The 25,273-nt window shown below is 54.3% G+C and carries 18 protein-coding genes; 13 read left to right on the top strand and 5 right to left on the bottom strand.

The features are described 5' to 3' along the window. Nucleotides 1-20: 20 nt before the first annotated feature. Nucleotides 21-1,058: a ribonucleotide-diphosphate reductase subunit beta gene (locus A8990_RS12705; protein ID WP_116189414.1), complete on the bottom strand. Its 1,038-nt coding sequence runs from the start codon at nt 1,056-1,058 to the stop codon at nt 21-23. A gap of 220 nt (nt 1,059-1,278) precedes the next feature. Next, complete coding sequence (locus tag A8990_RS12700; RefSeq protein WP_116189413.1) at nt 1,279-3,504, bottom strand: ribonucleoside-diphosphate reductase subunit alpha; 2,226 nt, start codon at nt 3,502-3,504, stop codon at nt 1,279-1,281. A 425-nt stretch (nt 3,505-3,929) separates the two neighbouring features. Between A8990_RS12700 and A8990_RS12695 the strand changes: the two genes are divergently transcribed. The 8 genes from A8990_RS12695 (at nt 3,930) to A8990_RS12660 (ending at nt 17,127) form a co-directional block, all read left to right on the top strand. After that, the gene (locus A8990_RS12695; protein WP_342772828.1) at nt 3,930-5,603 is read left to right on the top strand and encodes a copper resistance CopC/CopD family protein; all 1,674 of its coding nucleotides are present in this window, start codon (nt 3,930-3,932) and stop codon (nt 5,601-5,603) included. A 42-nt stretch (nt 5,604-5,645) separates the two neighbouring features. Beyond that, nucleotides 5,646-6,500 carry a sensor histidine kinase gene (locus tag A8990_RS12690; RefSeq protein ID WP_116189411.1) on the top strand — a complete coding sequence of 285 codons (855 nt, stop codon included), beginning with the start codon at nt 5,646-5,648 and terminating at the stop codon, nt 6,498-6,500. Next, on the top strand, nt 6,497-7,207 hold the full coding sequence (locus tag A8990_RS12685) for a response regulator (protein WP_116189410.1): 711 nt from the start codon (nt 6,497-6,499) through the stop codon (nt 7,205-7,207). The genes A8990_RS12690 and A8990_RS12685 overlap by 4 nt, the downstream gene beginning before the upstream one ends. A 112-nt stretch (nt 7,208-7,319) precedes the next feature. Next, complete coding sequence (locus A8990_RS12680) at nt 7,320-8,069, top strand: YcnI family copper-binding membrane protein (protein WP_245995992.1); 750 nt, start codon at nt 7,320-7,322, stop codon at nt 8,067-8,069. Nucleotides 8,070-8,233: 164 nt separating this feature from the next. Further along, nucleotides 8,234-9,067, top strand: a complete 834-nt coding sequence (locus tag A8990_RS12675) for an alpha/beta fold hydrolase (RefSeq protein ID WP_116189409.1) — start codon at nt 8,234-8,236, stop codon at nt 9,065-9,067. Nucleotides 9,068-9,475: 408 nt separating this feature from the next. Next, entirely contained in the window at nt 9,476-10,507 is a 1,032-nt protein-coding gene (gene pheS / locus A8990_RS12670; protein ID WP_116189512.1) for a phenylalanine--tRNA ligase subunit alpha, read from the top strand. 18 nt (nt 10,508-10,525) lie between these two features. Beyond that, complete coding sequence (gene pheT / locus A8990_RS12665) at nt 10,526-12,970, top strand: phenylalanine--tRNA ligase subunit beta (protein WP_116189408.1); 2,445 nt, start codon at nt 10,526-10,528, stop codon at nt 12,968-12,970. Nucleotides 12,971-13,176: 206 nt separating this feature from the next. After that, on the top strand, nt 13,177-17,127 hold the full coding sequence (locus A8990_RS12660) for a hypothetical protein (protein WP_116189407.1): 3,951 nt from the start codon (nt 13,177-13,179) through the stop codon (nt 17,125-17,127). 119 nt (nt 17,128-17,246) lie between these two features. Here the strand turns inward: A8990_RS12660 and A8990_RS12655 are convergent, their stop codons facing one another. The 3 genes from A8990_RS12655 to A8990_RS12645 form a co-directional block, all read right to left on the bottom strand. Beyond that, complete coding sequence (locus A8990_RS12655; protein WP_116189406.1) at nt 17,247-17,936, bottom strand: SDR family NAD(P)-dependent oxidoreductase; 690 nt, start codon at nt 17,934-17,936, stop codon at nt 17,247-17,249. 219 nt (nt 17,937-18,155) lie between these two features. Beyond that, on the bottom strand, nt 18,156-18,548 hold the full coding sequence (locus A8990_RS12650) for a cupredoxin domain-containing protein (RefSeq protein ID WP_245995991.1): 393 nt from the start codon (nt 18,546-18,548) through the stop codon (nt 18,156-18,158). Nucleotides 18,549-18,643: 95 nt separating this feature from the next. Beyond that, on the bottom strand, nt 18,644-18,994 hold the full coding sequence (locus A8990_RS12645) for a phage holin family protein (protein WP_116189405.1): 351 nt from the start codon (nt 18,992-18,994) through the stop codon (nt 18,644-18,646). 173 nt (nt 18,995-19,167) lie between these two features. Here A8990_RS12645 and A8990_RS12640 point away from each other — a divergent pair, with 173 nt between their 5' ends. The 5 genes from A8990_RS12640 to cysK all read left to right on the top strand — a co-directional run bounded on the left by A8990_RS12640 (nt 19,168) and on the right by cysK (nt 24,974). After that, nucleotides 19,168-21,531 carry an endonuclease MutS2 gene (locus A8990_RS12640; protein WP_116189404.1) on the top strand — a complete coding sequence of 788 codons (2,364 nt, stop codon included), beginning with the start codon at nt 19,168-19,170 and terminating at the stop codon, nt 21,529-21,531. Between the two features lie 25 nt (nt 21,532-21,556). Continuing rightward, entirely contained in the window at nt 21,557-21,976 is a 420-nt protein-coding gene (locus A8990_RS12635; protein ID WP_116189403.1) for a DUF350 domain-containing protein, read from the top strand. A 140-nt stretch (nt 21,977-22,116) separates the two neighbouring features. Continuing rightward, nucleotides 22,117-22,680: a hypothetical protein gene (locus A8990_RS12630; protein WP_116189402.1), complete on the top strand. Its 564-nt coding sequence runs from the start codon at nt 22,117-22,119 to the stop codon at nt 22,678-22,680. Nucleotides 22,681-22,814: 134 nt separating this feature from the next. Further along, on the top strand, nt 22,815-24,146 hold the full coding sequence (locus A8990_RS12625) for an MFS transporter (RefSeq protein ID WP_245995990.1): 1,332 nt from the start codon (nt 22,815-22,817) through the stop codon (nt 24,144-24,146). Between the two features lie 21 nt (nt 24,147-24,167). Continuing rightward, nucleotides 24,168-24,974: a cysteine synthase A gene (gene cysK, locus A8990_RS12620; protein WP_116189400.1), complete on the top strand. Its 807-nt coding sequence runs from the start codon at nt 24,168-24,170 to the stop codon at nt 24,972-24,974. Nucleotides 24,975-25,273: the final 299 nt, after the last annotated feature.

Genomic DNA, 25,273 nt, shown 5'->3' with positions numbered 1-25,273 from the left:
ATCGGCAGTCTTCGTATATCTTACAGGTCGCCCCAGTTCAAGTTGGACGATTTGCTGTAGTTCGTTACTTTTTGTTCGAAGAAGTCGGTCTTCATGCCGTTCATGTTGCTGAAGCTTTCAACCCATTTCATTGGATGCTCCACAATTTCCGGATATAGAATATCCAGGTTCAGCTTGCGCAAACGCTCATTGGAGAGGAACTTGATGTAAGCCTCGATGATCTCGTCTGTCAAGCCAGGGATTTGGTTGTTCGTAATGTATTTGCCCCACTCGACTTCGTGCTCAACCGCAGTTTTCATCATTTGGCGAAGCTCTTCAACCAATACTGGCGTGAACAGCTCTGGATTCTCCTTGCGGATTTCGCGGAAGATACCTTGGAACAATGCAAGATGAGTAAGCTCATCGCGCTGAATGTATTTGATTTCGGACACAGTCCCGAGCATTTTACCTTGACGGCCAAGCGCATAGAAGAAGCTAAAGCCGCTGTAGAAGTAAACTCCTTCGAGAATGTAGTTCGCCATAATAGTCTTAATCAGGTTTTGCGACGATGGGTTCGCGATAAAGTTCTCATACAGATCCGTGATGAAACGGTTCCGTTTGAGCAAGTTTTTATCTTCGCGCCACATGTTGTAGATCTGGTCACGTACTTCAGGAGCAACGACGCTGTCCAGGATGTACGAGTAGGATTGGCTGTGAACAGCTTCTTGGAACGCCTGCACCGTCAAGCACAGGTTTACCTCAGGCGCTGTAATATATTCATTAATGTTCGGCAGGTTCGCCGTTTGAAGCGAATCCAGGAAAATCAGGAAGCTGATGATTTTATCGTAACTGTTACGCTCGGAGAGCGACAAGTTCTTATAGTCTTTCGCATCTTGGGAAAGCGGAATTTCTTCCGGAATCCAGAAGTTATTCATCATCGTCCGGTACATCTTCGATGCCCAGTCGTATTTTACGTTGTTAAGTTCGATCAGGTTAGTCGTGTTACCGCCGATCATGCGGCGTTTACCCCAATCGCGGTCGCCTTCTTCGTTAAAAAGTTTCTTCTTCTGCAGTTCCATAAAATGGGCTGCCTCCTCTGCTTTCCTACTGTAGCTGCATAGTTTTAACAATCTCGTTGAAAATGTATGCCCGGAGGGCAGCATGGAGTCGGAAAAGCGGTAGCGGTCGCCTTTGTAGTCGGATTATCACAATAAATGTCTTATATAATCTAAAATAATCCGAACTACAACAGCGATTGGAGACCCATACTGCCTGCAGGGCACCTATTTCAACAAATCGTTAAGCGCTGCAGCTTACACAATCTTCGACTTCAAGGCTCTTATTGCGGCAGTAGTAAACGGTTTTGAGGCCGTTCTCCCATGCTGCCATGTAAAGATCCATAAATTCCTTCGCCGTGTAGTTCGGCGTGATATACAGGTTGAATGATTGCGCTTGGTCGATATGGCGCTGACGGCGGCCCGCTGCGCGGATGCTCCAGTGCTGATCGATGTGATGCGCTTCTTTATAGTACCAGAACGTTTCTTCGTTCAGGTTAGGCGCTGTTTGCGGGATAACTGCGTTCTTCTTCTCTTCAACGAAGAACTTGTTGAAGATCGGGTCGATACCTGCAGTCGAACCAGCGATAAGCGAAGTGGATGCAGTAGGCGCGATTGCGAACATCCATGCGTTACGGACGCCGTTCTCCGCTACATCCTTCTTCAGTTTCTGCCAGTGAGGCGCATCGTAACCGCGGCGCTCGAAATATTCTCCTGTATGCCATTCGCTGCCTTCGAATACGCGGTAAGCGCCTTTTTCCTTAGCGATTTCCATCGAAGCTTTAACGGCATAGTAGTTGATCCATTCGTACAGCTCATCGGCACGGTCCAGGTGATCCTCAGACTCCCATGCAATGCCGTTAAGCGCGAGCCATTGGTGGTAACCGCTTGTGCCAAGACCGACAGCGCGGTACTTCTGGTTCGTGATTTCCGCTTGCGGGATTGGGTAATGGTTCAGGTCGATAACATTATCCATCATGCGCATTTGGCAAGTAACAACCTCTTCGATTTCCTCAAGCGTTCTTGTACGGCCCAGGTTGAGGGAGGAGAGGTTACATACCACATAGTCGCCGCTCTTCACTTGCGTCGAGATAATACCGTCTTCATGAGTTGTCGTGATGTATTCAGTCGGGCTCATGTTCTGGCAGATCTCTGTGCACAGGTTCGAGCAGTAGATGATACCTTTGTGCTTGTTCGGGTTCGCGCGGTTAACCGTATCGCGGAAGAAGATGAAAGGCGTACCTGTCTCGAAGGAGCTCGCCAGGATACGTTTCATAATTTCAAGTGCAGGCACTTCTTCACGGGACAGCTCTGGGTGGTTGATGCACTCCTCGTAGCGGCGTTCCCACTCTTCGCCGAATGCATCTTCAAGTGCCCAGCCCATGTAGCTGCGAACTTCATGCGGATCGAACAGGTACCAGGACTCGCGCTCTTGTACTTTGCGCATGAAGTAGTCCGGGATACAAACGCCAGGGAAGATGTCGTGTGCCTTCATCCGGTCGTCACCGTTGTTCGTCTTGAGGTTCAAGAAGTCGAAAATATCTTTATGCCATACGTCGAGGTATACGGCTACCGCGCCGGAACGAACGCCGAGCTGGTCAACGGCAACGGCCGTGTTGTTGTAGTTCTTGATCCAAGGGATGACACCGCCGGCAACACCTTTGAATCCACGGATGTTGGAGCCGCGGCTGCGGACTTTACCGATGTAGATACCCATGCCGCCGCCGAATTTCGATACTTGCGCGAAGCTGGAGTCTACATTGTAGATGCCCCACAGGTTGTCAGGCACAGTGTCGATGAAGCAGCTGGACAGCTGGTGGAACGGCTTGCGCGCGTTAGCGAGCGTAGGCGTTGCCACAGTCATTTGCAGGCGGCTCAGCGCGTCGTAGAACTTGCGAGCCCAGCCCAGCTTGTCCTGCTCTTTCATTGCAAGGTGCATAGCCACGCCCATGAACAGCTCTTGCGGAAGCTCAAGCACGTCGCCGCTGAAGCTCTTGATCAAATAACGGTCAGCAAGGGTCTTAAGGCCGATGTAATTGAACAGATAGTCGCGCTCAGGAACGATGTAGTTGCCGAGCTCGCGAATTTCATCGCGCGTATAGTGCTCTAGTATGTAGCTGCCATAGAGCCCTTTGTCTGTCAGATACGTGATGAGAGAATAGAAATCGCCATAGCCAAAATAGCCGTATTTGCGGTTGATTGCAGATTCTTTATAAAGGTCATAGACAAGAAGCTTGGCTGCAACGTATTGCCAGTTCGGCTGTTCGATGCTAGTTTTCTCCACAGCAACTTGAGTCAGTGTGCGTTGAATTTCCTTAGTTGTAATGTTGTTGCGGAAGTATGGAAGCAAAGCTGTTTCAAGCTCCAATGGGTCACAATCGCTGTAGCCCACGCACGAAAAATCGATGACTTTTTTTAGCTTTGAAAAGATAAGTTCTTCTTTCTGACCGTTCCTCTTAATTATATCCACGAGCAGAGCATCTCCTTGTCGAAGATTGTCTTCCGACAACCTCTTATACACAATATGTTGTTACTGCTTTTCTAAATTACACCAATATATAGTGTCTGTCAAGTTATAGTATTCGACATTCAGGGGGTCTGTTACAGCTGTTTTTTGCCTTTGAAAAGCCACTGAAAACGTATAACGACGCACCTTTTGAAGCCTTACAAAACTCAACTAGACTTTGGCAGAGACCCTATAAAAAAGTTAGCTACCCACGAGCGGACGAAAACTTATTATAGCACTAACCACCTGGTTCATGTGGTGACAATAATAGGGAGTCATCCTGCGCGTTTCAAGGGATAAAAAAAGCTCCGCCTCTAAATTGACATTGGTGTTGGGCGCCTACCTTTAGTACACTATTGCTGAGTTGTTTTCGAGATCATCCATCGTTAATGAAAGGACGTGACTTTTCACCCACTATGAGTCGTAAATCAAACCAAATAGTCTCCCTTATACAAGCAGCGGCCCTCTCCATCTGGATGTGTCTCATCCTCCTAGGCATGCCTGGAGGGGCTTCCGCACATGCGGAGCTTGAACGAACGATGCCAGAGCCGAATGCGAAGTACCAGCAGAGCCCGGCGACTATTGAACTATCCTTTAATGAATCCATTGAACCGGAGGTCGGAGCCATAAAGGTGCTCGACTCCAAATCTCGCCCTGTAACAGACAAAGCGCCTGCTGAGAGCAAAGACGGACAGACGCTTACACTGCCGTTGCCTAAGCTAACAGAAGGCGTATACACCGTTTCATATGCGGTCATCTCCGAGGACGGACATCCGGTCAGCGGGTCATACGTATTTGTTATCGGCAATGTGACCGAAGGAATTGATGCCGCAACCTTCGATCCGCACAAAGCGCTGGGTCACGAAGGACATAGTGTATCCACCCAGCTGACCATTAATCAATTCATTATTTATGCTGTACGCGCTGTCTACTACGCATCGCTGCTATTGGCGGCTGGACTTATGATATGGCCGCTGCTTGCCAGGGGACGCGGAGAACAACTGCGGCAGATTCAGAAGAAGTGGGAGCTGATCGCGCTTCAGACGCTGCTCGTTGCATCGCTTCTTTATATATTCGTGCACGCGCGTGAGATCCTGAAAGGCTACCCGAGCTCGGAGTACAGCAAGCTGTTCCTGCGTACGACAATCGGTCATGAATGGATGGAACTGCTTGGGCTTGCTCTCATCGGATTTATTATCGTCCGATTCGCTCCAATAATGAAGGCATTGTGGGCAGCGGTCATTCTAGCCGTGGAAAGCTTCAGCGGCCATGCCGTCGCGTTTAAGCCGAAAGTATCGTCGGTGCTGTTTGATTTTGTTCACCTTGCGGCTGCTTCGGTATGGGTCGGCGGCTTACTGCTGCTGCTGGCACTCTGGGCCGCGGATCGTAAGGAAGCCGGACGTTTCGCCGTTATTTTCTCACGGGCAGCTTTGTTATCCATCACATTGCTCGTTCTGACAGGCGTCGGCTTAACGCTTCTCTTCCTGCCATCCCTGCATTATCTGTTCTATACAGCATGGGGAACGATTCTGCTGGTGAAAACAGGTCTTGTCGTGCTCGTGCTTGTCGTAGGGGGACTGCTTCACCTGCGAGTGCGCAAGGGAGAACTTCCGATACCGACGCTGCTCCGTATTGATGCTGCGTTAATGGCACTTATTATCGTGTGCGCAGCACTCTTTACCTATATAAGTCCTTTGCCGGCGAACGAGCCGGTGCTGTACCACAAGATGGGCGACAAAATGCATCTATCGCTGCGAGTGACGCCTAATAAGCCGGGTGACAACACGTTCATCGTGAAAGTGTGGCTGCCGGATGCGGTAGGCGCACCGAAGTCGGTGCAGCTGCGCCTGTTCTCGTTAGATAAAACCGATCTAGGACCGATCGATGTGCCGATCAAATCATTTGAAGATCCGGAGATTACGACGTTTGACGGCTTCGTGAAGGCGGCGTTTACGGCAGAAGGACCGTTCGTGCCGTTCGCAGGTCGCTGGCAGGCGGAGATTCGGGTCATGGATAAAGACGATAATGAGACGGTTGAGAAGACCGAATTCCGTAACTATTAGAAAGCTTGACCACAACTGATCAGTGGAAGGAGGAGACTGCGAATGTCATATAAGCGGATCAAATGGTTTATTTTGTGGACGCCTTCGTTGACGATTGCGTTGTGGGAGTATCTCAGGCATACGATACTGCTTCCGTACGTATCGATGGAGCTTGGCAACTGGCTGACGCCTGTCATCGTCATGACGGTAACGGCCACGCTCGTCATCAAGCTGTTTCAGATGCTGGAAGAAACGAATGATTCGCTGCAGCAGGCCAAGAGCGCCAAAGCGGCGTTCATGGAACGCGAGCAGCTGGCGCGCGAGCTTCATGATGGCATCTCGCAGTCGCTCTTCCTCTTGTCGGTGAAGCTCGACAAGCTCGAGCATGCGAAGGATAACGAGCAGGTCATGGAGACGGCGCACCAGCTGCGACGCACCGTGCGCCACGTGTATGACGATGTGCGCCAGTCGATCGCGAGTTTGCGCAGCGAGCCAACGCGTACGGACGTGCAGTGGATGCAAGCCGTCCGCGAGATGGCGGATGAGCTGCGCCGCGGCGGGCTGGACGCGCAGCTGGACTGGCGCCTCGGCGACAGCTTGCTTAGCAGCAAGGAGAAGGTGGAACTGCTCGCTATCGTCCGCGAGGCGATGCTGAATGTGCAGAAGCACGCGCATGCCGCTCAGCTGATCGTGCAGGCTGTGCCTGATGAAGCTGCTGAAGGCACTGGCTTCCACTGTACAATCGCGGATGACGGCGTTGGCGCACGGGTGGAGCAGCTGACCGCCAAAGGGCGTTTCGGTGTTCGCATGATGCGAGATCGCGCAGAAGCGATGGGGTGGCAATTCCAAGTGCGGAGCCAGGAAGAACTGGGGCAAGGCACTATAGTAGAAGTCATCAAGGAGGCAGGGCAACGATGAGTGAGCAAAAGCCGATCACCGTCCTGCTTGCGGATGATCATCCGCACGGACGTGAAGGAATGCGGGAGATCGTCAGCGGCGATGCGGATTTTGTCATCGTAGGGGAAGCGGCGAACGGCGAGCAGGCAGTGCGAATGGCTGCGGAGCTCGTCCCGGATCTCGTGCTGATGGACATCAACATGCCGGTGATGAACGGGATGGAAGCGACGCAGCATATTAAATCGATCGATCCTCGGATCAAAATCATTATGGTCACCGTATCCGATGATATCACTGATTTGTTCGAATCCATTAAGCGCGGTGCGCAAGGGTACCTGCTTAAGAACTTGTCGCCATCGGCGTGGCTGGAGTACTTGCGCGCCGTAGCAGTCGATGAGGCGCCGCTCTCCAAAGAGCTGGCGTTCCGGATGCTGCAAGAGTTTAATGGCGGCAGCAGGGCTTCACAGGCGCCGCACCAAGCGTCCGCAGGTTCAGCTGCGGGAGCTTCGGAGGATGATACCTACCATACGGCACTAACACAGCGGGAGCGCGAAGTGCTGGAAGGTGTCGCATCGGGCAGCTCCAACCGGCAAATCGCGGAGAGCTTCGGCATTTCCGAACATACGGTGAAGAACCATCTGAAGAACATTTTGCAGAAGCTGCATTTGGACAATCGGGTTCAGCTTACGCGCTATGCGCTAGAGAAGGGACTTATACCGAAGAAGTAAGCACGAGCGACAATATATTGTAACAATCATATAGCCCTATCGAGTCATGTCCTCGGTATTGTTCTGGGCTATACTCCTCGTAGTAAGCAGTAATGAGGAGGATATATCCAATATGAACACAATGAAAAAATGGTCCGTGCTTGGTCTGACAGCACTTTCGCTGTTCCTGTTCGCAGGCATCGCCAGCGCGCACGTAACGGTGCAGCCGCCGACAGTAGAACAGAACAGCTATCAGGTATTCGCGGTTCGCGTGCCGAGTGAGAAAGAGAATGTAACGACAACGACTGTTAAAGTAAAAGTGGCTGATGGTGTGAAAGTAAGCCGCGTTGAGCCGAAAGACGGCTGGAAATATGAGCTTGAGCGCGATGCAAGCACGAAAGCGATCACTGCGATTACATGGACTGCGGAAGGCGCAGGCTTGGCGCAAACGGAATTTACCGATTTTCGTATTTCCGGCAAAGTAGCGGAAGATGCGAAGCAGCTCGTCTGGAAAGCATACCAAACATACAGCGATAAGTCGGTTGTGGAATGGGTTGGCGGCGATGGTGCTGAGTACCCTGCGTCTGTAACGACAGTTACGGCAGCAGCTGCAGGAGCAGGCGACAACGGTCATGGCGGCGGTACGGCGTCTGAGCCAGCAGGCGGCAAGGATGCTGCAACCTCGTCGGAGGGTTCGACGGGAACGGCTAACGCCGGCAATATAGTATCGAGCGACACTTCTGCACCAGCACAAGAGACTGCTCAGCAGACAACCGCTGACGAAGATAGCACGAAATCGAATGTAACGCTTGGCCTTGCGATTGCAGCCGTTGTGCTCGCAGGCGCATCGCTTGTCGTATCGGCAACGCGCAAGAAGCGTTAACCCAAAATATTATAAAGACAGTTCGTATGGAAGCCGCGATCACCGCGGCTTTTTGCATTGTAAAGAAACCAAACCGGCAGCTGAAACTGCTGATTCATCCTCCGTTCATAAATGCTTGTTATTGTAGAGCCACAATGACTGGCACACGGAGGATGGAATCTTAAATGACGAATCAGCATACGGAAGTGAAGGTCGGCTCCGTGCAAACGGAAGGCGATATCTTATATTATGAGACGCGAGGACAAGACCCACCGCTGCTTATGATTTCCGGCGGAGGCGGAGATGCCGGTTTCTTTACGCGAGTGGCCGAAATCCTCTCGGACGAATATAAGGTTATTACCTACGACAGGCGCGGGAATTCGCGCAGTTCGAGGAACGAACCGATAAACTTTACGATTAACCAGCAAGCGCGTGACGGATTTGCTATCCTGCAGGCGGTTTGTCCGGGAGAGCCTGCGTTCGTCTTCGGCAATAGCGGAGGCGCAATAATCGCCATGGAGATGGCGAAGGAGCAGCGCAGCGAAGTTAATGCCTTCGTCGTACATGAGCCGCCTGTGCTGAAAGTGCTGCCGGACGGCGCCAAGTGGCAACGTTTCTTTGCAGAGGTATATCGTGTGGGCTGGCGATACGGGCATAGATGGGCGATGCTGAAGTTTGGGCTTTCGACCAAAATCCCTTCGCAAACCTATAAGGCGGTTCCGAAAGAGCTGTCGGAAAGAATTGGGTTAAACCACGAATATTTCGTTAAGCATGAGATGCTGGCCTTCACGAATTATTCGCCTGACTACGCAGCATTGCAATCAACTAAGGCGAAAATTTTCATGGCAGTCGGAGAAACGACGCGTGACAAAAAGCTATACTACGGTCGTACCGCGCAGATCCTTGCGGAGAAGCTCGGCTGCGAATTGGTGCGCTTTCCCGGGAATCATCTGTCGTATTTGGATATGCCTCGGGAATGGGCGGAGGTGCTGCGCGCTACCCTTCAACGCGCAAAATAAGGCGTACCCGCTCTGTAATGCAATCGATGCACGGGTTTTGCGCGGAGCAGACTTGCGAAGAACCGCCAGTATTACGTATAATAAAAGCTATATATGCCAATGCGATGAGGAAGAAGAGTACGCAGTGCTTTCTTAACAGGGAGAAGACGCCGCAGATTGAGAGCGTCTTTAGGAAATCAGGCTGCCGAAGTTCGCTTCCGAGCAGACTTTTGAAGGGCATCAGCTTCTAGAAGGCTGAAGCTTGGTAGAGAGTACCGGTCATCCGGCCGATATCCGGAGTATGAGAAACTTTTTCGCGGGAATGTTGAAGCGCGGAAGTTTGAATTAGGGTGGTAACACGGTTCTTTCGTCCCTTACGGGGAGAAGGGACCGTTTTTTATTTGCCGAGAGAAGGGAATGGGTCAAAAGATGAAAGAGCGTTTGGAAGCATTGCGCGTCGAGGCGCTGCAGGAGCTGCAGCAAGTAGGCGGACCGCAGCAGTTGAATGATTTGCGGGTCAAATATTTGGGTAAGAAAGGCGCGCTCACGGAAATTCTTCGTGGCATGGGCAGCTTAAGCGCTGAAGAGCGTCCAGTTATCGGCCAAGTCGGTAACGAAGTACGTGCCGCGATTGAAGAGGTTATTGAAGCGAAGCAAGCTGCATTCCAGCAAGCAGAGACCGAGAACCGCCTTCGCGAGGAGACCATTGACGTCACGCTGCCGGGCAAGAAGCTTGGCGCAGGCTCGATCCACCCGCTGAACAAAGTGGCGCAGGAGATCGAGGATGCTTTTATCGGCATGGGCTATACGATTGCGGAAGGTCCTGAGGTCGAATCCGACTTCTACAACTTCGAAGCGCTGAACCTGCCGAAGAACCACCCTGCACGCGATATGCAGGATTCCTTCTATGTAACAGAAGATATCTTGATGCGTACGCACACGTCGCCGGTTCAAGTCCGCACGATGAAAGCGACGAACGGCAAGCCGGTTAAAGTCATCTGCCCGGGCAAAGTATACCGCCGCGACGATGACGACGCGACGCATTCGTTCCAGTTCAACCAAATCGAAGGCCTCGTAATCGGACCGAACATCCGCATGAGCGACTTGAAAGGCACATTGCTGCAGTTCGTGCAGCAAATGTTCGGCAAGCAGGCGCAAATTCGTCTGCGTCCGAGCTTCTTCCCATTCACGGAGCCGAGCGCAGAAGTGGATGTCACTTGCGTACAGTGCGGCGGTCACGGCTGCCGGATGTGTAAGCAAACAGGCTGGCTCGAAATTCTCGGCTGCGGCATGGTTCACCCTCGCGTGCTCGAGATGGGCGGCTACGATCCGAACGAAGTCAGCGGCTTCGCATTCGGTATGGGCGTAGAGCGTATCGCGCTCCTCAAGTACGGCATCGACGATATTCGTCATTTCTATACGAACGATCTGCGCTTCCTGAGCCAGTTTGTCCGAATGTGAGAAGGAGGCTAATTCAAGATGAATGTTTCATATAAATGGCTAAGTGAATATATCGATTTGCACGGTTACACCGGCGAACAGCTGGCGGAACTGATGACAAGCGGCGGCATCGAGATCGACGTCGTTGAATCCCGCAATAAAGGAGTAACAGGTGTCGTTGTAGGACACGTGCTTACTCGCGAGAAACATCCGGATGCGGATAAACTGAGCGTTTGTACGCTTGATGTTGGCGGTCCTGAAGTGCTTCAAATCGTCTGCGGCGCGAAAAACGTTGCAGCAGGACAGCTCGTTCCCGTTGCGACAATCGGCGCAGTGCTTCCAGGCGATTTCGCGATCAAGCGCGCGAAGCTACGCGGCGTAGAGTCCCAGGGTATGATCTGCTCGGCCAAGGAGCTTGGCCTGAACGATAAGCTGCTTCCTAAAGAGCAGCAAGAAGGCATTCTTGTCCTGCCTGAAGGCACGCCGATTGGCGCATCGATTCTTGATGTGCTGGCTATCGACGACGAAGTGCTTGAGCTTGACCTCACACCGAACCGTTCGGACTGCCTCAGCATGCTTGGCGTTGCCTATGAAGTAGGCGCACTGACAGGCCGTCCCGTTAAGCTGCCGGATAACCGCGTGAGCGATTCGGCAGATCACGCTTCTGCGCATGTGTCCGTTCGTATTGAAGCGAAGGAGCAGTGCTCGCACTACTCCGCACGCTATATCAAAGGCGTTAAGATTGGTCCTTCGCCGCAATGGATGCAGAACCGACTAATGGCGGCAGGCATTCGCCCGATTAGCAACGTCGTTGACATTACGAACTTCGTCATGCTGGAGTACGGCCAACCGCTTCACGCCTTTGATGCTGATAAAGTAGAAGGCGGACGTATTGTGGTTCGTATGGCGCATGAGGGCGAAGTAATGGAGACGCTTGATGGCCAAGAGCGCAAACTGGATTCGAGCATGCTTGTTATTACGAACGGCATTGAGCCAATTGCGCTTGCAGGCGTAATGGGCGGTGCAACTTCGGAAGTCACTGACGGTACGGTCAATATCCTGCTGGAATCGGCTCGCTTCGATGGCGGCACAATCCGCAAAACATCCCGTCAAGTCGGCCTTCGCTCCGAGTCGAGCGTTCGTTTCGAGAAAGGCGTAGACCCGGCTCGTGTCGTGCCTGCCCTTAATCGTGCAGCGGCTCTGATGGAGAAGTATGCAGACGGTCTCGTGCTGGAAGGCATCGTTCAAGAGCTTGCTGAACAGCCGCAGCAGACGGTTGTTAAGGTTTCCATCGAGAAAATCAACCGCTACCTCGGTACGGATCTGTCGAAGCTTGAGATCGAGACGATCTTCGGCCGGCTGCAGTTCCCGTTTGAACTTTCCGCAGATGGGGTATTTACCGTTCAGACACCTTCGCGCCGCGGCGACATTACACGCGACGTTGACTTGATTGAAGAAGTAGCCCGTTTGTACGGCTACGACAACATTCCGACGACAGCAATTGAAGGCGCGGCAACACCAGGCGCACTGACGAAGCCGCAGGCGATCCGCCGTGAGCTGCGCAAACGTCTGACAGATGCAGGCCTTCATGAAGTGATCAGCTACTCGTTCACGCATCCGGATCGCACGAAGCTGTTCCCAGCTTTGACTGGCGCAGACCTGTATCCTGTTCGTCTGGCGCTTCCTATGAGCGAGGACCGCAGCGTGCTTCGCACAAGTCTGCTGCCGCAGCTGCTCGAAACAGCGGCTTACAACCGCAACCGGAAGAACGACGATGTGGCCATCTTCGAAATCGGCAGCGTCTTCCACACGGAAGAAGCGGAGCTGTCTCGTCTGCCGCATGAGAAGCATCGTTTGGCGATCTTGCTGACGGGCAACAAAAATGTCGCAGCTTGGAATCGCAAAGCGGAAGCTTACGATTTCTACGATATTAAAGGCATGATCGAGACGATCACTGATCTGCTCGGCGTAAGCGGCGATATTAGCTACGAAGCGGCTCAGCCGGAGCATATGCACCCGGGCCGCACGGCAGCTATTGTGTTCGCAGGCGAGCGCGGTCCTGTAACGATCGGCTACATGGGCCAATTGCACCCTACGACGCAGAACGACCACGATCTTGGCGATACGTATGTGCTTGAAGTAGAGTTAGCGCCGCTGTATGATGCAGCGAGCTTCGATATTGTGTACAAAGCGCTGCCGCGTTACCCGGCGATGGAGCGCGACATTGCAGTTGTGCTGAACAGCGATGTGCAAGCTGGCAAGCTCGTAGGCGCTGTTCGCGAGACAGCAGGCGAGCTGCTGGAGTCGGTTCGCATCTTCGACATCTATACCGGCGAGAAGCTCGGAGCAGATAAGAAGAGTGTCGCATTGTCGCTCGTTTACCGCCACGCAGAGCGCACATTGACGGATGAAGAAGTAACGGAGCTGCACGGCAAGGTTGTAGCAAATTTAGAACAATCTTTTGCAGCAGAATTGCGTAAATAGGCAGGAGATGCCGGAAGCCGCATCGAAATAGTTCTTTGCAAAGCAAAAATATCTGGTCTATGTCACGAAAGGCGGATGTTTGTGCGGCACAGGAACAAAAATCGATGCGGCTTCATCTTATTTGTCAGACCTTGTATCTTGAATGATTGTGGAAGATGGCAACGATTGTCGCATAGAATCTTGAAAATTATAGGAGGATCACCCCTATGAACGCTGCCGATCGGACACGAGTAACGGTTGATATATACGGAAACCAATTTAAATTGGCTGGACACACGAACCCCGACTACATCAAGCGCATCGCAGCGCTTGTTGATGAGAATATGCACAAGCTGGCAAAAGGATATCCGATGCTGGATTTGCCGAGAATTTCCATGCTTGCGGCAGTACATATGGCTGAAGATGTTTTCCGTCTGCGCGGCGAGAACGAGCGCATGCACGAGATTGAGGAGCGTCGCAGAGCTGCTGTTGCGGAGCTTGAGCAAGTAAAACTGATGCTCGATGAGCTGCAGCAGCAGATTGATGCGGAGCGCGTGAGAGCGGAAGCTCAGCTTGCGAGCGAGCGTGAATCCGCGGCGGCTGAGCGAGAGCGAGTGCGCGGAGAGCTTGAAGCTGAGCAAAAGCGGATTCGCGGAGAATTTGAAGCGAAGCTTGCAAGTGAGCGTGCGGCTGCGGAGGAGACGCTCGAATTCGAGCGCGAGGTTGCGCGAGAAGAACTGGAGCGACTGCGCGGCGAGCTGGAGGCGAAGCTGGCGAACGAGCTAGGGGCAGCTGCGGCGGAGCTTGAGCAAGTGCGCAGTGAGCTTGAGGCGAAGCTAGCGAGTGAACGTGCGGCTGCGGCAGCAGAGCAAGAGCGAGTGCTTAACGAGTTCGAGGCGGAGCTGGAGAGCGAGCGAGAGTCGGCGCTCGAAGAGCTGGAGCGGACAAGCGCCATGCTGCAAGGGCGCATGGAGGAAGCGGTCCGCGCAGCGGCAGCGGAGCTTGCGCGCGAGCGCGAAGAGGCTGCAGCGGAGCTGGCGATCGTGCGCGGCGAGCTGGAAGAGCTGCTCGCGAGCGAGCGGGACGAGCAGGAGCGATTGCGTGGTGAGCTTGAGGCGGCAGCGGCGGAGCAGGAGCGCGTGCGTGCTGAGCTGGAAGCGAAGCTGGTAAGTGAGCTTGAGGCGGCAGCGGCGGAGCAGGAGCGCGTGCGTGCTGAGCTGGAATCGAAGCTGGTGAGTGAGCGTGAGGCGGCAGCGGCGGAGCAGGAGCGCGTGCGTGCTGAGCTGGAAGCGAAGCTGGTAAGTGAGCGTGCAAACGCGGAAGAGACGCTTGAGTTCGAGCGTGAAGTGGCGCGCGAAGAGCTTGGACGCGTGCGCGGTGAGCTCGAGTCTCAGCTGGCGAACGAGCGTGAAACAGCGGCTGCTGCGCAGGCGGAGCAAGAGCGCGTGCATGGTGAGCTGCAATCACAGCTGGAGCATGAGCGCGAGATGGCGCGCGAAGAGCTGGAGCGGACAAGCGCCGGCCTGCAAGGACGCATGGAGGAAGCTGCGCGCACAGCGGGTGCGAAGCTAGCGAATGAACGCGAAGCGGCAGCAGCGGAGCTCGCACGAGTGCGCGGCGAGCTTGAAGCACTGCTCGCCGGCGAGCGCGAGAACGCGGCGGAGACGCTGGAGTTCGAGCGTGAAGTAGCGCGAGAAGAGATTGAGCGCGTGCGCGGCGAACTGGAAGCGAAGCTGGCTAGCGAGCGCGAGTCTGCGCGCGAAGAGCTGGAGCGGACAAGCGTCGGCTTGCAAGAACGCATGGACGAAGCGATTCATTTTGCGGCAGAGGAGCTTGCAAGTGAGCGTGAAGCGGCAGCAGTGGAGCTGACGCGAGTGCGCGGCGAGCTGGAGGCACTGCTCGCGACTGAGCGCGAGGCCGTGGCAGCTTCCAAGGCGGAGCTTGAACGCGTATGGATAGAGCTTACAGCGGAGCGGGAGAATGATCAGGAAGCAGCTCGTGTGGAGCTGGAGCAAGTCAGATCGGGACTGCAAGGACGCCTTGAGCATGTGGTGGAATCGGCAGCGGCAGAGCTGGCTGGCGAACGTGAGCTTGCAGCAGCGGAGCTTGCACAGCTGCGCGAGCAGCTTGAAGACGCGATGGCTGAGCTGCGACTTGAGCAGGAGCTTGAGCTCGAAGAGCAGGCGAACGCGCTGCGCACTGTGCGCGAAGATCATGCGCGCGAGCAGGCGGCGCTCCAAGCGCAGCTGGAGCAGGCAATCGAAGCAGGCCGCGCAGAGTTGGCTCGCGAGCAAGAGGCAGCGGCAGCGCTGCTTGCAGAAGCGCGCGAAGCGGCAGCGGCCGAGCTTGCGCAGCTGCGCGAGCAGCTTGAAGACGCGATGGCGGAGCAGCGCTTCGAGCAAGAGCTTGAGCTCGAAGCCGGCGCTATCGCGCTGCGCAGAGCACGCGAAGAGCACGAGCGCGAGCAAACGGCGCTGCAAGGGCAGCTGGAGCAGACGCGCGAAGCGAGCCGTGCAGAGCTGGCTCGCGAGCAAGAAGCAGCGGCAGCGCTGCTGGCAGAAGCACGCGAAGCGGCAGCAGCCGAGCTTGCGCAGCTGCGTGAACAGCTCGAAGCAGCGATGGCGGAGCAGCGCTTCGAGCAAGAGCTTGAGCTCGAAGAGCAAGCTATCGCACTGCGTACGGCAAGCGAACAGCACGCGCGCGAATTCAAAGCGCTCGAAGCGCAGCTGGCTAGCGAACGCAAAGCAGCAGAGATGCAGCTAGCGGATGCGATTGCGGCTCACGAAGAAGAGTTCAGCAGAGAACGCATGCTGCATGAGGCTGCAGCTACTGCAGCGGCTGAGATGTTCGAGGAAACGCGGGCAGATCTGCTGCAGCAAGCGGAGCAAGCACGCGCGAATGCAGAAGCGGAAGTCGAGCGTATCCGCCAAGCGGCACGCGAGCGGTTCGACCGTCTTCGCAGCGAAGCGGCGCAAGCAGCCGCAGCGGCTGAGGAGCAGCTGTCGCAGCTGCGCCTAGAGTCGCAAACCACGCTTGAGATCGAGCGCGAGGAAGCGGCAGCAGCACTTGCCGTGGCCCGTGAGGAAGCCGCGGCAGCGGTAGCGCAATTGCGCGAGAAGCATCAAGCCGAGCTTGCGCAGGAGCGCGAGGAAGCAGCACGCGTGCTTGAGCAGGAACGGAGCACGGCGCAAGCGCTGTTTGAAGAAGCGCTGCAAGAAGGCGAACATGAAGCGGCGGCAGTTGCCGCTAAATATAAGCAAGAGCTGGAAGTGCTCCGCGCCGAGTCGGAGCGACGTTACATGGCGCTGGAAGAAGCGGCAGCAAGCGCTCAGGCGACATGGCAGAGCGAGCGCGAATCGCTCTCCGCGCTGCTTGATGAGAGCGGACGCGAGCTGAGCGTTATGCAGGCGAAGCTGGGAGAGGCAGAAGAGGAAGCAGAGCTGTTCGCTCTGGAAGCAGCCGAGCAGGACGAGCTGCTTCGCAAGACGGTTAGCCGTCTCGAGCAGCAGCTTCACGAGCGCGAGCATGCGATTTCGCAGATGGAGCAGACGATGGCTTCCATCCAGCAGAACGAGCAGCGCCGCCAAGAAGCGCTGCAAGAGCTAGAGGAACAGCTTGCTGACCTGCGCGCGCAGCTGAAAGAAACGCAGCAATCGGCTGAAGGCAGCAAGTATCAGCAGCATCAGCTGGCAGAACAACGCGATGCGCTGCAGCAGGAGCTGAAGCAGATCGCGGAGCAGAAGGATGAGCTCACCGCCAAGCTGCAAATGGCAGAAGATCGCGCATTCGACCTGATGCGCGAAGCGCGCCAGCACATGGCGGAAGCCGAGCGAGTTGCGGAGGAAGCATCGGCGAAGCTGCAGGATCAGGTGCAGATGGCTGACTCGGAGATTCAGCTTGCGAAGCAGGAAGCTGCAGCGCATGCGGAGGCGGAAGCCGGGCTGCTGGAGCAGCTGCTGCTAAGCGAAGAGGAAGCAATCAAAGCGAAGCAGGAAGCGGAGCAAATTAGCGAACGCCTCGCCGAGCTGGAAGCCGCTTTGCAGGAGGCCGGCCAAGCGGAGCAGCAGCTTCGTGACTCGCACGCCAAGCTGCAAACGGACCACAGTAAGCTGCAGATTGAGTACTCCAAGCTGCAAACGGAATATAATGAATGGATTGAGCTGATTTCGGAGAACTAAGCTTTCAATCCAACTCTACGAACAAAGGGCTATGCTCGTATGGCGGTTCCTGCTGGAACCGACCTCATACGGACATAGCCCTTATTTTCATGCCAATTCGATTTGCTTCCATAGATTTATCAATACACCACGATCGAACCGGTCACGCCGTTCTGCGGCAGCGATGCGAGGTCAACAAGCGCTCGCGTCACTTGATGCGGGTCTTTGCCCGTTGCATGCATTTCGCTGCGAATCGTACCCGGATTGAACGCGTTCACCAGAATCCCGTAGTCATGCTCTTCATCCGCCGTCGTCCGCGTCAGCGATTCGAGCCCCGCCTTGGATGCGCTGTATGCAGCATAACCGCCGGCACCGTTCGAGGCGAGACCTGAAGTGATATTGATGATCCGGCCAAAACGAGACTGACGCATGATCGGCAGTACAGCCCGTGTCATCAAGAAGGGTCCCGTCAAGTTAACGCTAAGCTGAAGCGCCCACTCTGCAGCAGTCAGTTCGATCACCTTGCCCGGCTCCAATACTGCAGCGTTGTTGACGAGAATATCGATCTTGCCAAATTCGGCGATGATCCGCTCTACAGCTGCTTGGGCTGCCTCTTCGTTAGAAGTGTCGCAAGCCACAATTAGCACCTTGCTCTCGCCGGCAACAGCAGCATCGCTTTCGATCAGCGCAGCCGTTTCTTCAAGCTTCCCGAGCCGCCTTCCAAGCAGTACAACATGCGCACCAACACGAGCAAAATCAATCGCCGTTGCCCGGCCGAGCCCTGTTCCCGCGCCTGTTATGACCGCTACTTGTCCATTTAGTTTACCCATGTTGACCACCCTTTATCTGATTGTTGAACACATCGTATCAGCAACCGGCTGCCGTTGGAATAGAGCGCCTATAAAGGTTTCTTATAAGTTGCTGTTGGTCAAACCAATATAGCGGGCAAAATGTGCATTTCATCAGCATTATTGATGGACAGCATTAATAATCGGAATAAAAAAACCGCCCCAAGATGGGACGGTCCATTCATTTATAAGCGGATACGTTTATTCAACAACGAGCTTGGCAACCATTTTGGAGTGGCCGCTTCCGCACATAATGTCGCAGTGGAATTCATATTCGCCCGCATCGTTGATCGTGACGACCTTCGGCTCATCAGAATCCAGTTTCAATTTCAAATCGGATACTTCGACGCCGTGCATGCCATCTTCCGATTTCAGCGTAATTTCAGTCGGCACGCCTTTCTTAATCGTATAGACAGGCTGATCGAACTCGTAACGCTTCGCTTTGATCGTAATTTTCGCCGAAGCTGCTGTGCCTGTTTCTTCAACGCCAGTGCTTCCGCTTGTATTCGAATTGTCGGCTTTGTTCGCCCCGCAAGCAGCCAGAACGAGAACCGCTGCAACCATCGTGAACGCAATGAGCAGTAATTTTTTCACCAGATAACCCTCCATAGCTTGGAATTATACTTAACTAGTATACCTTGCCATGGGTAAAATTACTGTGACGATCTGTTGAATATGCTGCGAATTGCTTACTCGCGGCCAGCTTCGTAAGGCGTGCTGACCGGGATGAACAGGTCGATGATCCCGATGACTAGCGCAGCCAGGATCGCGCCGAGCCAAGTTGCATGTACGCCGCCGACGATGAACTGAGCAAGCCAGATGACGAGCGCGCTGCATAGGAAGCCAACGATACCGCGTCCGAAAGGCGTAACTCTTTTGCCGAAGATACCTTCGATAATCCAGCCCAGCGCCGCGATGACGAGCGCTAGGAACAGGGCGCTCCAGAATCCGCCGACACTGAACTGCGGAACAATATAACCTACGATCATTAACACAATCGCTGATACAATAAATCTGACTACATGACCCAGAAAATGCATAATGGAAATACCTCCTGCCTTTTATTTGGAAGAGCTTCCTTACACGGAGTTGGTATGACTCCTCGTGTACATGTAGTGTTACCTTTTTTCAGGCTGTCATTCATGAGTTCCGCTTGTCATGGCATACACCGCGCTGCTGCGCTATAATAAGTAACGAGAGGAGTTGTGCCCGCTTGGACAACAAAATTTTACACACACTCGATTATGCCAAAATTGTAAATAAATTAGAGCAGCATGCGGCGACTTCGCTTGGAAAAGCGGCTGCACTGGCGCTTAAGCCAAACTCCGACTTGGAGATGGTGAAGCACTCGCTCGCCATTACGGATGAATCTTACAAGGCCGACCGGCTGAAAGGCAGCGCGCCATTCGGCGGCGTTGTCGATATTAAGCCGCAGCTGCTTCGTTCGAAGATCGGCGGGACGCTGAACCCGTCGGAGCTGCTGGCAATTGCCGAGACAGTCCGCGGTTCGCGCCGGGTCAAACGTCACATCGAGCAGCTGCACGAGGACGATCCGATTCCATTGCTTGCCGGGATGGCGGAACAGCTGACGGAGCACAAGGTGCTTGAGGATGCGATCTTCTTCTGCATCGACGATCAGGCGGAAGTGCTGGACAGCGCAAGCGCCGAGCTCGCGAATATCCGCAGAGAGCTGCGAAGCGGCGAATCGCGCGTGCGCGAGAAGCTTGAGGGAATGATCCGCTCGACATCGGTGCAGAAGATGCTGCAGGATGCCATCATTACAATTCGGAACGACAGATACGTTATTCCGGTGAAGCAGGAGTACCGCTCGAATTTCGGCGGCATTATCCACGACCAATCGGGCTCGGGCGCTACACTGTTTATCGAGCCGGAAGCGATTGTCGTCATGAACAACAAGCTGCGTGAGCTGCGTCTTGCCGAAGAACGCGAGATTGAGAAAATCCTGCAAAAGCTTACGGCGCAGACGGCTGAATATGCCGATGACTTGATGCTGGATTTGGATGTGCTCGGACAGCTTGATTTTGCCTTTGCGAAGGCGCGTCTGGCGCATACGATGGGAGCGACGCTGCCGCGTATGAATGACAGGGGCTACTTCAAGCTGCGCCGCGGACGTCATCCGCTTATTGCGCGCGAGCATGTGGTGCCGATCGATGTCGAGCTTGGCAATGACTTTACAGCGATCATCGTTACAGGTCCGAATACCGGTGGTAAAACGGTCTCCCTGAAGACGATCGGCCTGCTCAGCCTGATGGCGATGTCCGGTTTGTTCGTGCCTGCCGAAGACGGCAGCCAGCTGTGCGTATTCGATGCGATCTATGCCGATATTGGCGATGAGCAAAGCATTGAGCAGAGCCTAAGTACGTTTTCCAGTCATTTAACCAATATTATCCGTATTCTAACCAATATGACGCCGAAGAGTCTCGTTCTGCTCGATGAGCTTGGTGCCGGAACGGACCCGGCGGAAGGCTCTGCGCTTGCGATAGCGATTCTTGAGCATATTCATAAGCTTGACTGCCGCATCGTGGCGACGACGCATTATAGCGAATTGAAGGCTTATGCTTACAACCGCAAAGGCGTTATTAACGCGAGCATGGAATTCGATATTGCGACGCTGAGCCCGACTTATCGTCTGCTCATCGGCGTTCCTGGCCGAAGCAACGCGTTCGCCATTGCGGAGCGGCTTGGCTTGCAGCGCAGCATCATCGATCACGCGCGCGGCGAAGTGAGCGAGGAGGATGTCCGCGTCGAGTCGATGATCGCCTCCTTGGAGGAGAATCGGATCGGAGCGGAAGCGGAGCGGCAAACGGCCGAGGCGCTGCGTAAGCAGCTGGAGTCGGAGCGTGCGCGCCATGAAGCGGAGCTGCAGAAGTTCGAGGAGCAGCGCGAGAAGCTGCTTGCGAAGGCTCAGGATGAGGCGCGCGAAGTGATGCTGAAGGCGAGGCGCGAGGCGGAAGAGATTATCGCGGATCTGCGCAAGCTCGCGCAGGAAGAAGGCGCGGCGGTGAAGGATCACAAGCTGACCGAAGCGCGCCGCAAGCTGGATGAAGCGACGCCGGAGAAACGGCGGGCGGCTGGAGCGAAGCAGAAAACCGATAAGCCGCAGCGTATTGAGGCGGGCGACGAGGTTATGGTTTACAGCTTGAACCAGCGCGGCCATGTGGTTGATCTGTCGGGCAATGATGCTACAGTGCAGCTCGGCATTATGAAGATGAAGGTCGCGCTTACCGATCTTGAGCTTGTGAAGCGTGCGGAGACGAAGAAGACGCAGCAGCCGAAGATTGCCGCAAGCCTGAAGCGTACGCGCGATGAGAACGTTCGCACCGAGCTGGACCTGCGCGGGGCGAACTTGGAGGAAGCGATGATCGAGGTCGACCGATTCCTCGACGAGTCGTTCTTGGCTGGATTCGGGCAAGTATACATCATCCACGGCATCGGCACAGGCGTGCTGCGTACGGGAATTACCGACTTCCTGCGCAGGCATAAGCATGTGAAGAGCTACCGCCTCGGACGATATGGCGAGGGCGGCGCCGGGGTTACGGTTGCAGAATTGAAGTAAGCATAGCGGGGGCGAGGGCATACCGATGGAACAAGAAATCGATCAATTGCTCAGCAATACGTTTGCGGCATCGCTAGCCTATGTATCGGTAGCGGTGCTTGCCTTGCTGTTGTTCCTGTTTTTCTTTGAATTTGTAACCAAATATAAGTGCTGGCAGGAAATCAAGCGCGGAAACATGGCTGTTGCGATGGCGACCGGAGGCAAAATCTTCGGCATATGCAATCTGTTCCGCTTCTCTATAGAAGCGAACGAAACGGTCTACCAGAGCATCGTCTGGGCGACGTTCGGATTCGCGCTGCTCATTGCCGCATATTTCTTATTCGAGTTTCTAACGCCTGTCTTCCGGATTGACGATGAGATTCAGAAGGACAACAAGGCGGTCGGATTTATTGCGATGATTATCTCGATATCACTTTCTTATGTCATCGGCGCTACGATCGCGTAGCTTTCATTCAATGTTGAAAGGCAGTTGCTTACCAAAATGAAATACTTATGGGGAACCTTGTTCGCGCTTGCCGCACTTTTCGTCATATTCGGCGTCGTATATTTGCTACAATAACTTTTGCAGTAGGGAGAGAATGATCAATGAGCGAGAAACATGAAGAGAATCCGATCTGTCCTTGGTGTCAGACCGAGATCGTATGGGATGAAGAGATTGGGCCAGAGCGCAATTGCCCGCATTGCGAGAATGAGCTGTCCGGCTACCGTACGCTTCAATTCGGCATGGAGCTGAATGAGGAAGAAGATGCGGACGATGCGGATGAGCAAGAGAACAACGTCGAATGGGGGGACGAGGAAGAGGAAGACGATTCCCACTCCCATTCGCATGACCTGTCCGAACTGAGACCGTACAACCGCGATCAGCTTGCGCTGGAAGAGACAATGAACCGCATTCTTGATGAGCAGCTGGAAGCGCCGGAATGCCCATCCTGCCGCGAGTATATGCTGGAAGCTGGCACACAGACGATTAAGGAGAAACGGTTTGAAGCCAGAACATCCGCTATGCTCGGTGAGCCTATACTTGAGGCGCCGTTCGAGCTCGTGCTCTATGTATGCCCGTCTTGCTTCGCCACACAGAATCGGCTGGCCGTGCCGGATCAGGAGCGCTTAGTTCGTTTGCTTGCGAAAGCTTCGGATTTAGAGGACTAGCTCTTAAAGTACGTTTTCACGGATTGGCAAGTTTTTGAATAAGAGTATTTTCCGGCATGCCGCATGCCATATGGGGGTACCTTACGCCTAGAGTTGTTGCAGCTTATTCGCAGCAGGGCAGGAGGGATTCACGATTGGAACAAGGCAAACATTCCGTTCAGTCGCGGTGGTATGCGGGAAAATCGCACGAGAAGGTTCGCACCTTCGAAAGTGGGGGGAACAAACGAAATTCGGATAGCCGTGCACTGGATAGCCAAGCCATTCTACTGTTGGCGGTGCAGGCGCTGCTCGGCATAGCGAATGCGCTGTCCGGCACGTTTCTTCCGATTTATCTGTTCAAAGAAAGCGGTTCGTTCGCGCTTATCGGATGGTTCAACTTAACCCAATTTATCGTAAGCGGATTAACCTTCTGGCTGGCGGGCAAATGGGTCAAGCAGCATAACAAAATGAACAGCCTCCGGCTCGGCGTTGCGCTGTCCGGAGTTTTCTATTTTGTCGTGCTTCTTCTAGGAAAGACGTCGGTCTCGTACATTGTGCCGCTCGGCATGCTGATTGGGATTGGCAACGGCTGCTTCTGGCTGGCCTTCAACGTTGTTTATTTCGAGATTACCGAGCCAGGCAACCGGGATCGATTTAACGGCTGGGCGGGGCTGCTCGGTTCAGCGGCTGGCATTATTGCGCCATGGGTTTCGGGCTGGCTCATTACGATGAATAAGGGCGAGCGGGGATATAGCATTATTTTTACCGTATCGGCGATCATCTTTGCGGTAGCGGTCGTGCTGAGCTTCTGGCTGAAGAAGCGGGAGTCGAGCGGGACGTATGAATGGTTCCACGGCTTCAGAATTCTGCGCGAAAGGGGAAATCGGTGGCGGTTTGCAGTGCCGGCGATCATTGCGCAAGGGGTGCGCGAAGGCGTCTTCATGTTCTTCGTCGGCCTGCTTGTCTTCATTGCGACGAAGAATGAAGGGAAGCTCGGCAATTTCTCCTTAATTACTTCGCTTATGGCGCTTGTAAGCTTCTGGCTAATCGGGCGCTTCCTCAAGCCGCATAGAAGAAACATGGCCATGATGATCGGCTCCATTGCGGTTACGTCAATCGTCGCGGTGCTGTTCATGACGCTGAATTACCGAACACTGCTCATCTTTGGGCTAGGAACAGCATTATTCATGCCGCTCTACGTTATTCCGATGACGTCGGCTGTGTTTGATCTCATCGGCAGTGACGAGGATAGCGCGAAGCAGCGGGAAGAATTCGTCATTCTTCGCGAGGCGGGTCTTACGATTGGGCGGATCATCGGCGTTACGGCTTATTTGTCTGTCTTGCCTTTCATCGACAGCTCCAAGTATGTCGTGCCTTCGCTGATGCTCGCTGTCGGCGCCTTTCCGATTGTAGGCTGGCTGCTTATGCGGCCGCTGCTTCGGGCAGCGCCAGTTGATAAAGAACGTGCCTCTCCTTCGAGAGGCTGATGGGGAAGGGAAGGGCTGTGTATGCCCCGTATAGTTAATGATGTAACGGAATTGATCGGTGAGACGCCGGTTGTCGCTCTAAGAAGGCTCTGGCAGCCGGGGATGGCTGAGGTGCTCGTGAAGCTTGAACGGTTCAACCCGAGTGGCAGCGTGAAGGACCGTGCGGCATACTCGCTGATCGCTACGGCAGAGGAGAAGGGGATTCTCACTCCAGGAGCGACGATTATTGAGCCAACGAGCGGCAATACCGGCATAGGGCTGGCGATGAACGCAGCGGCCAAAGGATACAAGCTGATTCTCGTCATGCCCGACAACATGAGCAAGGAGCGAATTGGTCTGCTCAAAGCGTATGGAGCAGACGTCGTGCTGACGCCTGCGGCCGAGCGGATGCCAGGCGCAATCAAGCGCGCACTCGAGCTGCAAGCAGAGCGTCCGGGCAGCTATATCCCGAATCAGTTCGAGAATCAAGCGAATCCGGACATACATCGGGTTACGACTGCGCAGGAGATTTTGCGTCAAACGGGCGGCAAGCTTGATGTGTTCGTTGCTTCGGCAGGTACCGGCGGCACGATTACAGGCACTGGCGAAACGCTTCGGGCAGCGCTGCCGCAGCTGTATGTCGCTGTCGTTGAACCGCTCGGTTCACCTGTGCTTTCCGGGGGCAAGCCGGGACCGCATAAGCTGGTGGGTACAAGTCCCGGCTTCGTGCCGGCTATATTAAACACGTCGGTGTATGATGAAATCGTGCAGGTGTCTGACGATAATGCAATCGAGACGATGCGCCGCCTGGCTAGAGAAGAAGGGCTGCTGCTCGGTCAATGTCATTAAGTTAACTCAATGACATTGACCGAGAATAGAAATGGAATCCAAAATGGCATGAGGGAAACCCCTGTGCCGTTTGTTTTTTTGGTGCAGTCTGAAAAAAGTGTACAGCAAACAAGCGGATAGACAATCCGCTTAAAAAATGTTCATTCGAACCGATTTATGCTACTCTGTAGACGAAGCTTACAGATGATTTATAGCGTGTTTTGCGCGTATTCTGCTGCCCTGGTCGAATCGGGCGAATCGGCAAAACGTTTCTTCGAATCAGTGCTTCAACATCAGACGGGGGTTCATCGTCTCTTGAG

This window comes from Paenibacillus taihuensis (genome assembly GCF_003386535.1).
GTDB classification, from domain to species: domain Bacteria; phylum Bacillota; class Bacilli; order Paenibacillales; family Paenibacillaceae; genus Paenibacillus_Z; species Paenibacillus_Z taihuensis.
The sequence above is the reverse complement of the archived record's forward strand: the minus strand, read 5'-3'. Positions and strand labels throughout refer to the sequence as shown.

Excerpts from the sequence above, each read along its gene's own strand:
- A8990_RS12705 (WP_116189414.1), bottom strand. The coding sequence starts at position 1,058 with ATGGAACTGCAGAAGAAGAAACTTTTTAACGAAGAAGGCGACCGCGAT.
- A8990_RS12675 (WP_116189409.1), top strand. The coding sequence starts at position 8,234 with ATGACGAATCAGCATACGGAAGTGAAGGTCGGCTCCGTGCAAACGGAA.
- A8990_RS12630 (WP_116189402.1), top strand. The coding sequence starts at position 22,117 with ATGAGCGAGAAACATGAAGAGAATCCGATCTGTCCTTGGTGTCAGACC.
- pheT (WP_116189408.1), top strand. The coding sequence starts at position 10,526 with ATGAATGTTTCATATAAATGGCTAAGTGAATATATCGATTTGCACGGT.
- A8990_RS12685 (WP_116189410.1), top strand. The coding sequence starts at position 6,497 with ATGAGTGAGCAAAAGCCGATCACCGTCCTGCTTGCGGATGATCATCCG.
- A8990_RS12690 (WP_116189411.1), top strand. The coding sequence starts at position 5,646 with ATGTCATATAAGCGGATCAAATGGTTTATTTTGTGGACGCCTTCGTTG.
- pheS (WP_116189512.1), top strand. The coding sequence starts at position 9,476 with ATGAAAGAGCGTTTGGAAGCATTGCGCGTCGAGGCGCTGCAGGAGCTG.
- A8990_RS12655 (WP_116189406.1), bottom strand. The coding sequence starts at position 17,936 with ATGGGTAAACTAAATGGACAAGTAGCGGTCATAACAGGCGCGGGAACA.
- A8990_RS12645 (WP_116189405.1), bottom strand. The coding sequence starts at position 18,994 with ATGCATTTTCTGGGTCATGTAGTCAGATTTATTGTATCAGCGATTGTG.
- A8990_RS12695 (WP_342772828.1), top strand. The coding sequence starts at position 3,930 with ATGAAAGGACGTGACTTTTCACCCACTATGAGTCGTAAATCAAACCAA.
- A8990_RS12635 (WP_116189403.1), top strand. The coding sequence starts at position 21,557 with ATGGAACAAGAAATCGATCAATTGCTCAGCAATACGTTTGCGGCATCG.
- cysK (WP_116189400.1), top strand. The coding sequence starts at position 24,168 with ATGCCCCGTATAGTTAATGATGTAACGGAATTGATCGGTGAGACGCCG.
- A8990_RS12680 (WP_245995992.1), top strand. The coding sequence starts at position 7,320 with ATGAACACAATGAAAAAATGGTCCGTGCTTGGTCTGACAGCACTTTCG.
- A8990_RS12660 (WP_116189407.1), top strand. The coding sequence starts at position 13,177 with ATGAACGCTGCCGATCGGACACGAGTAACGGTTGATATATACGGAAAC.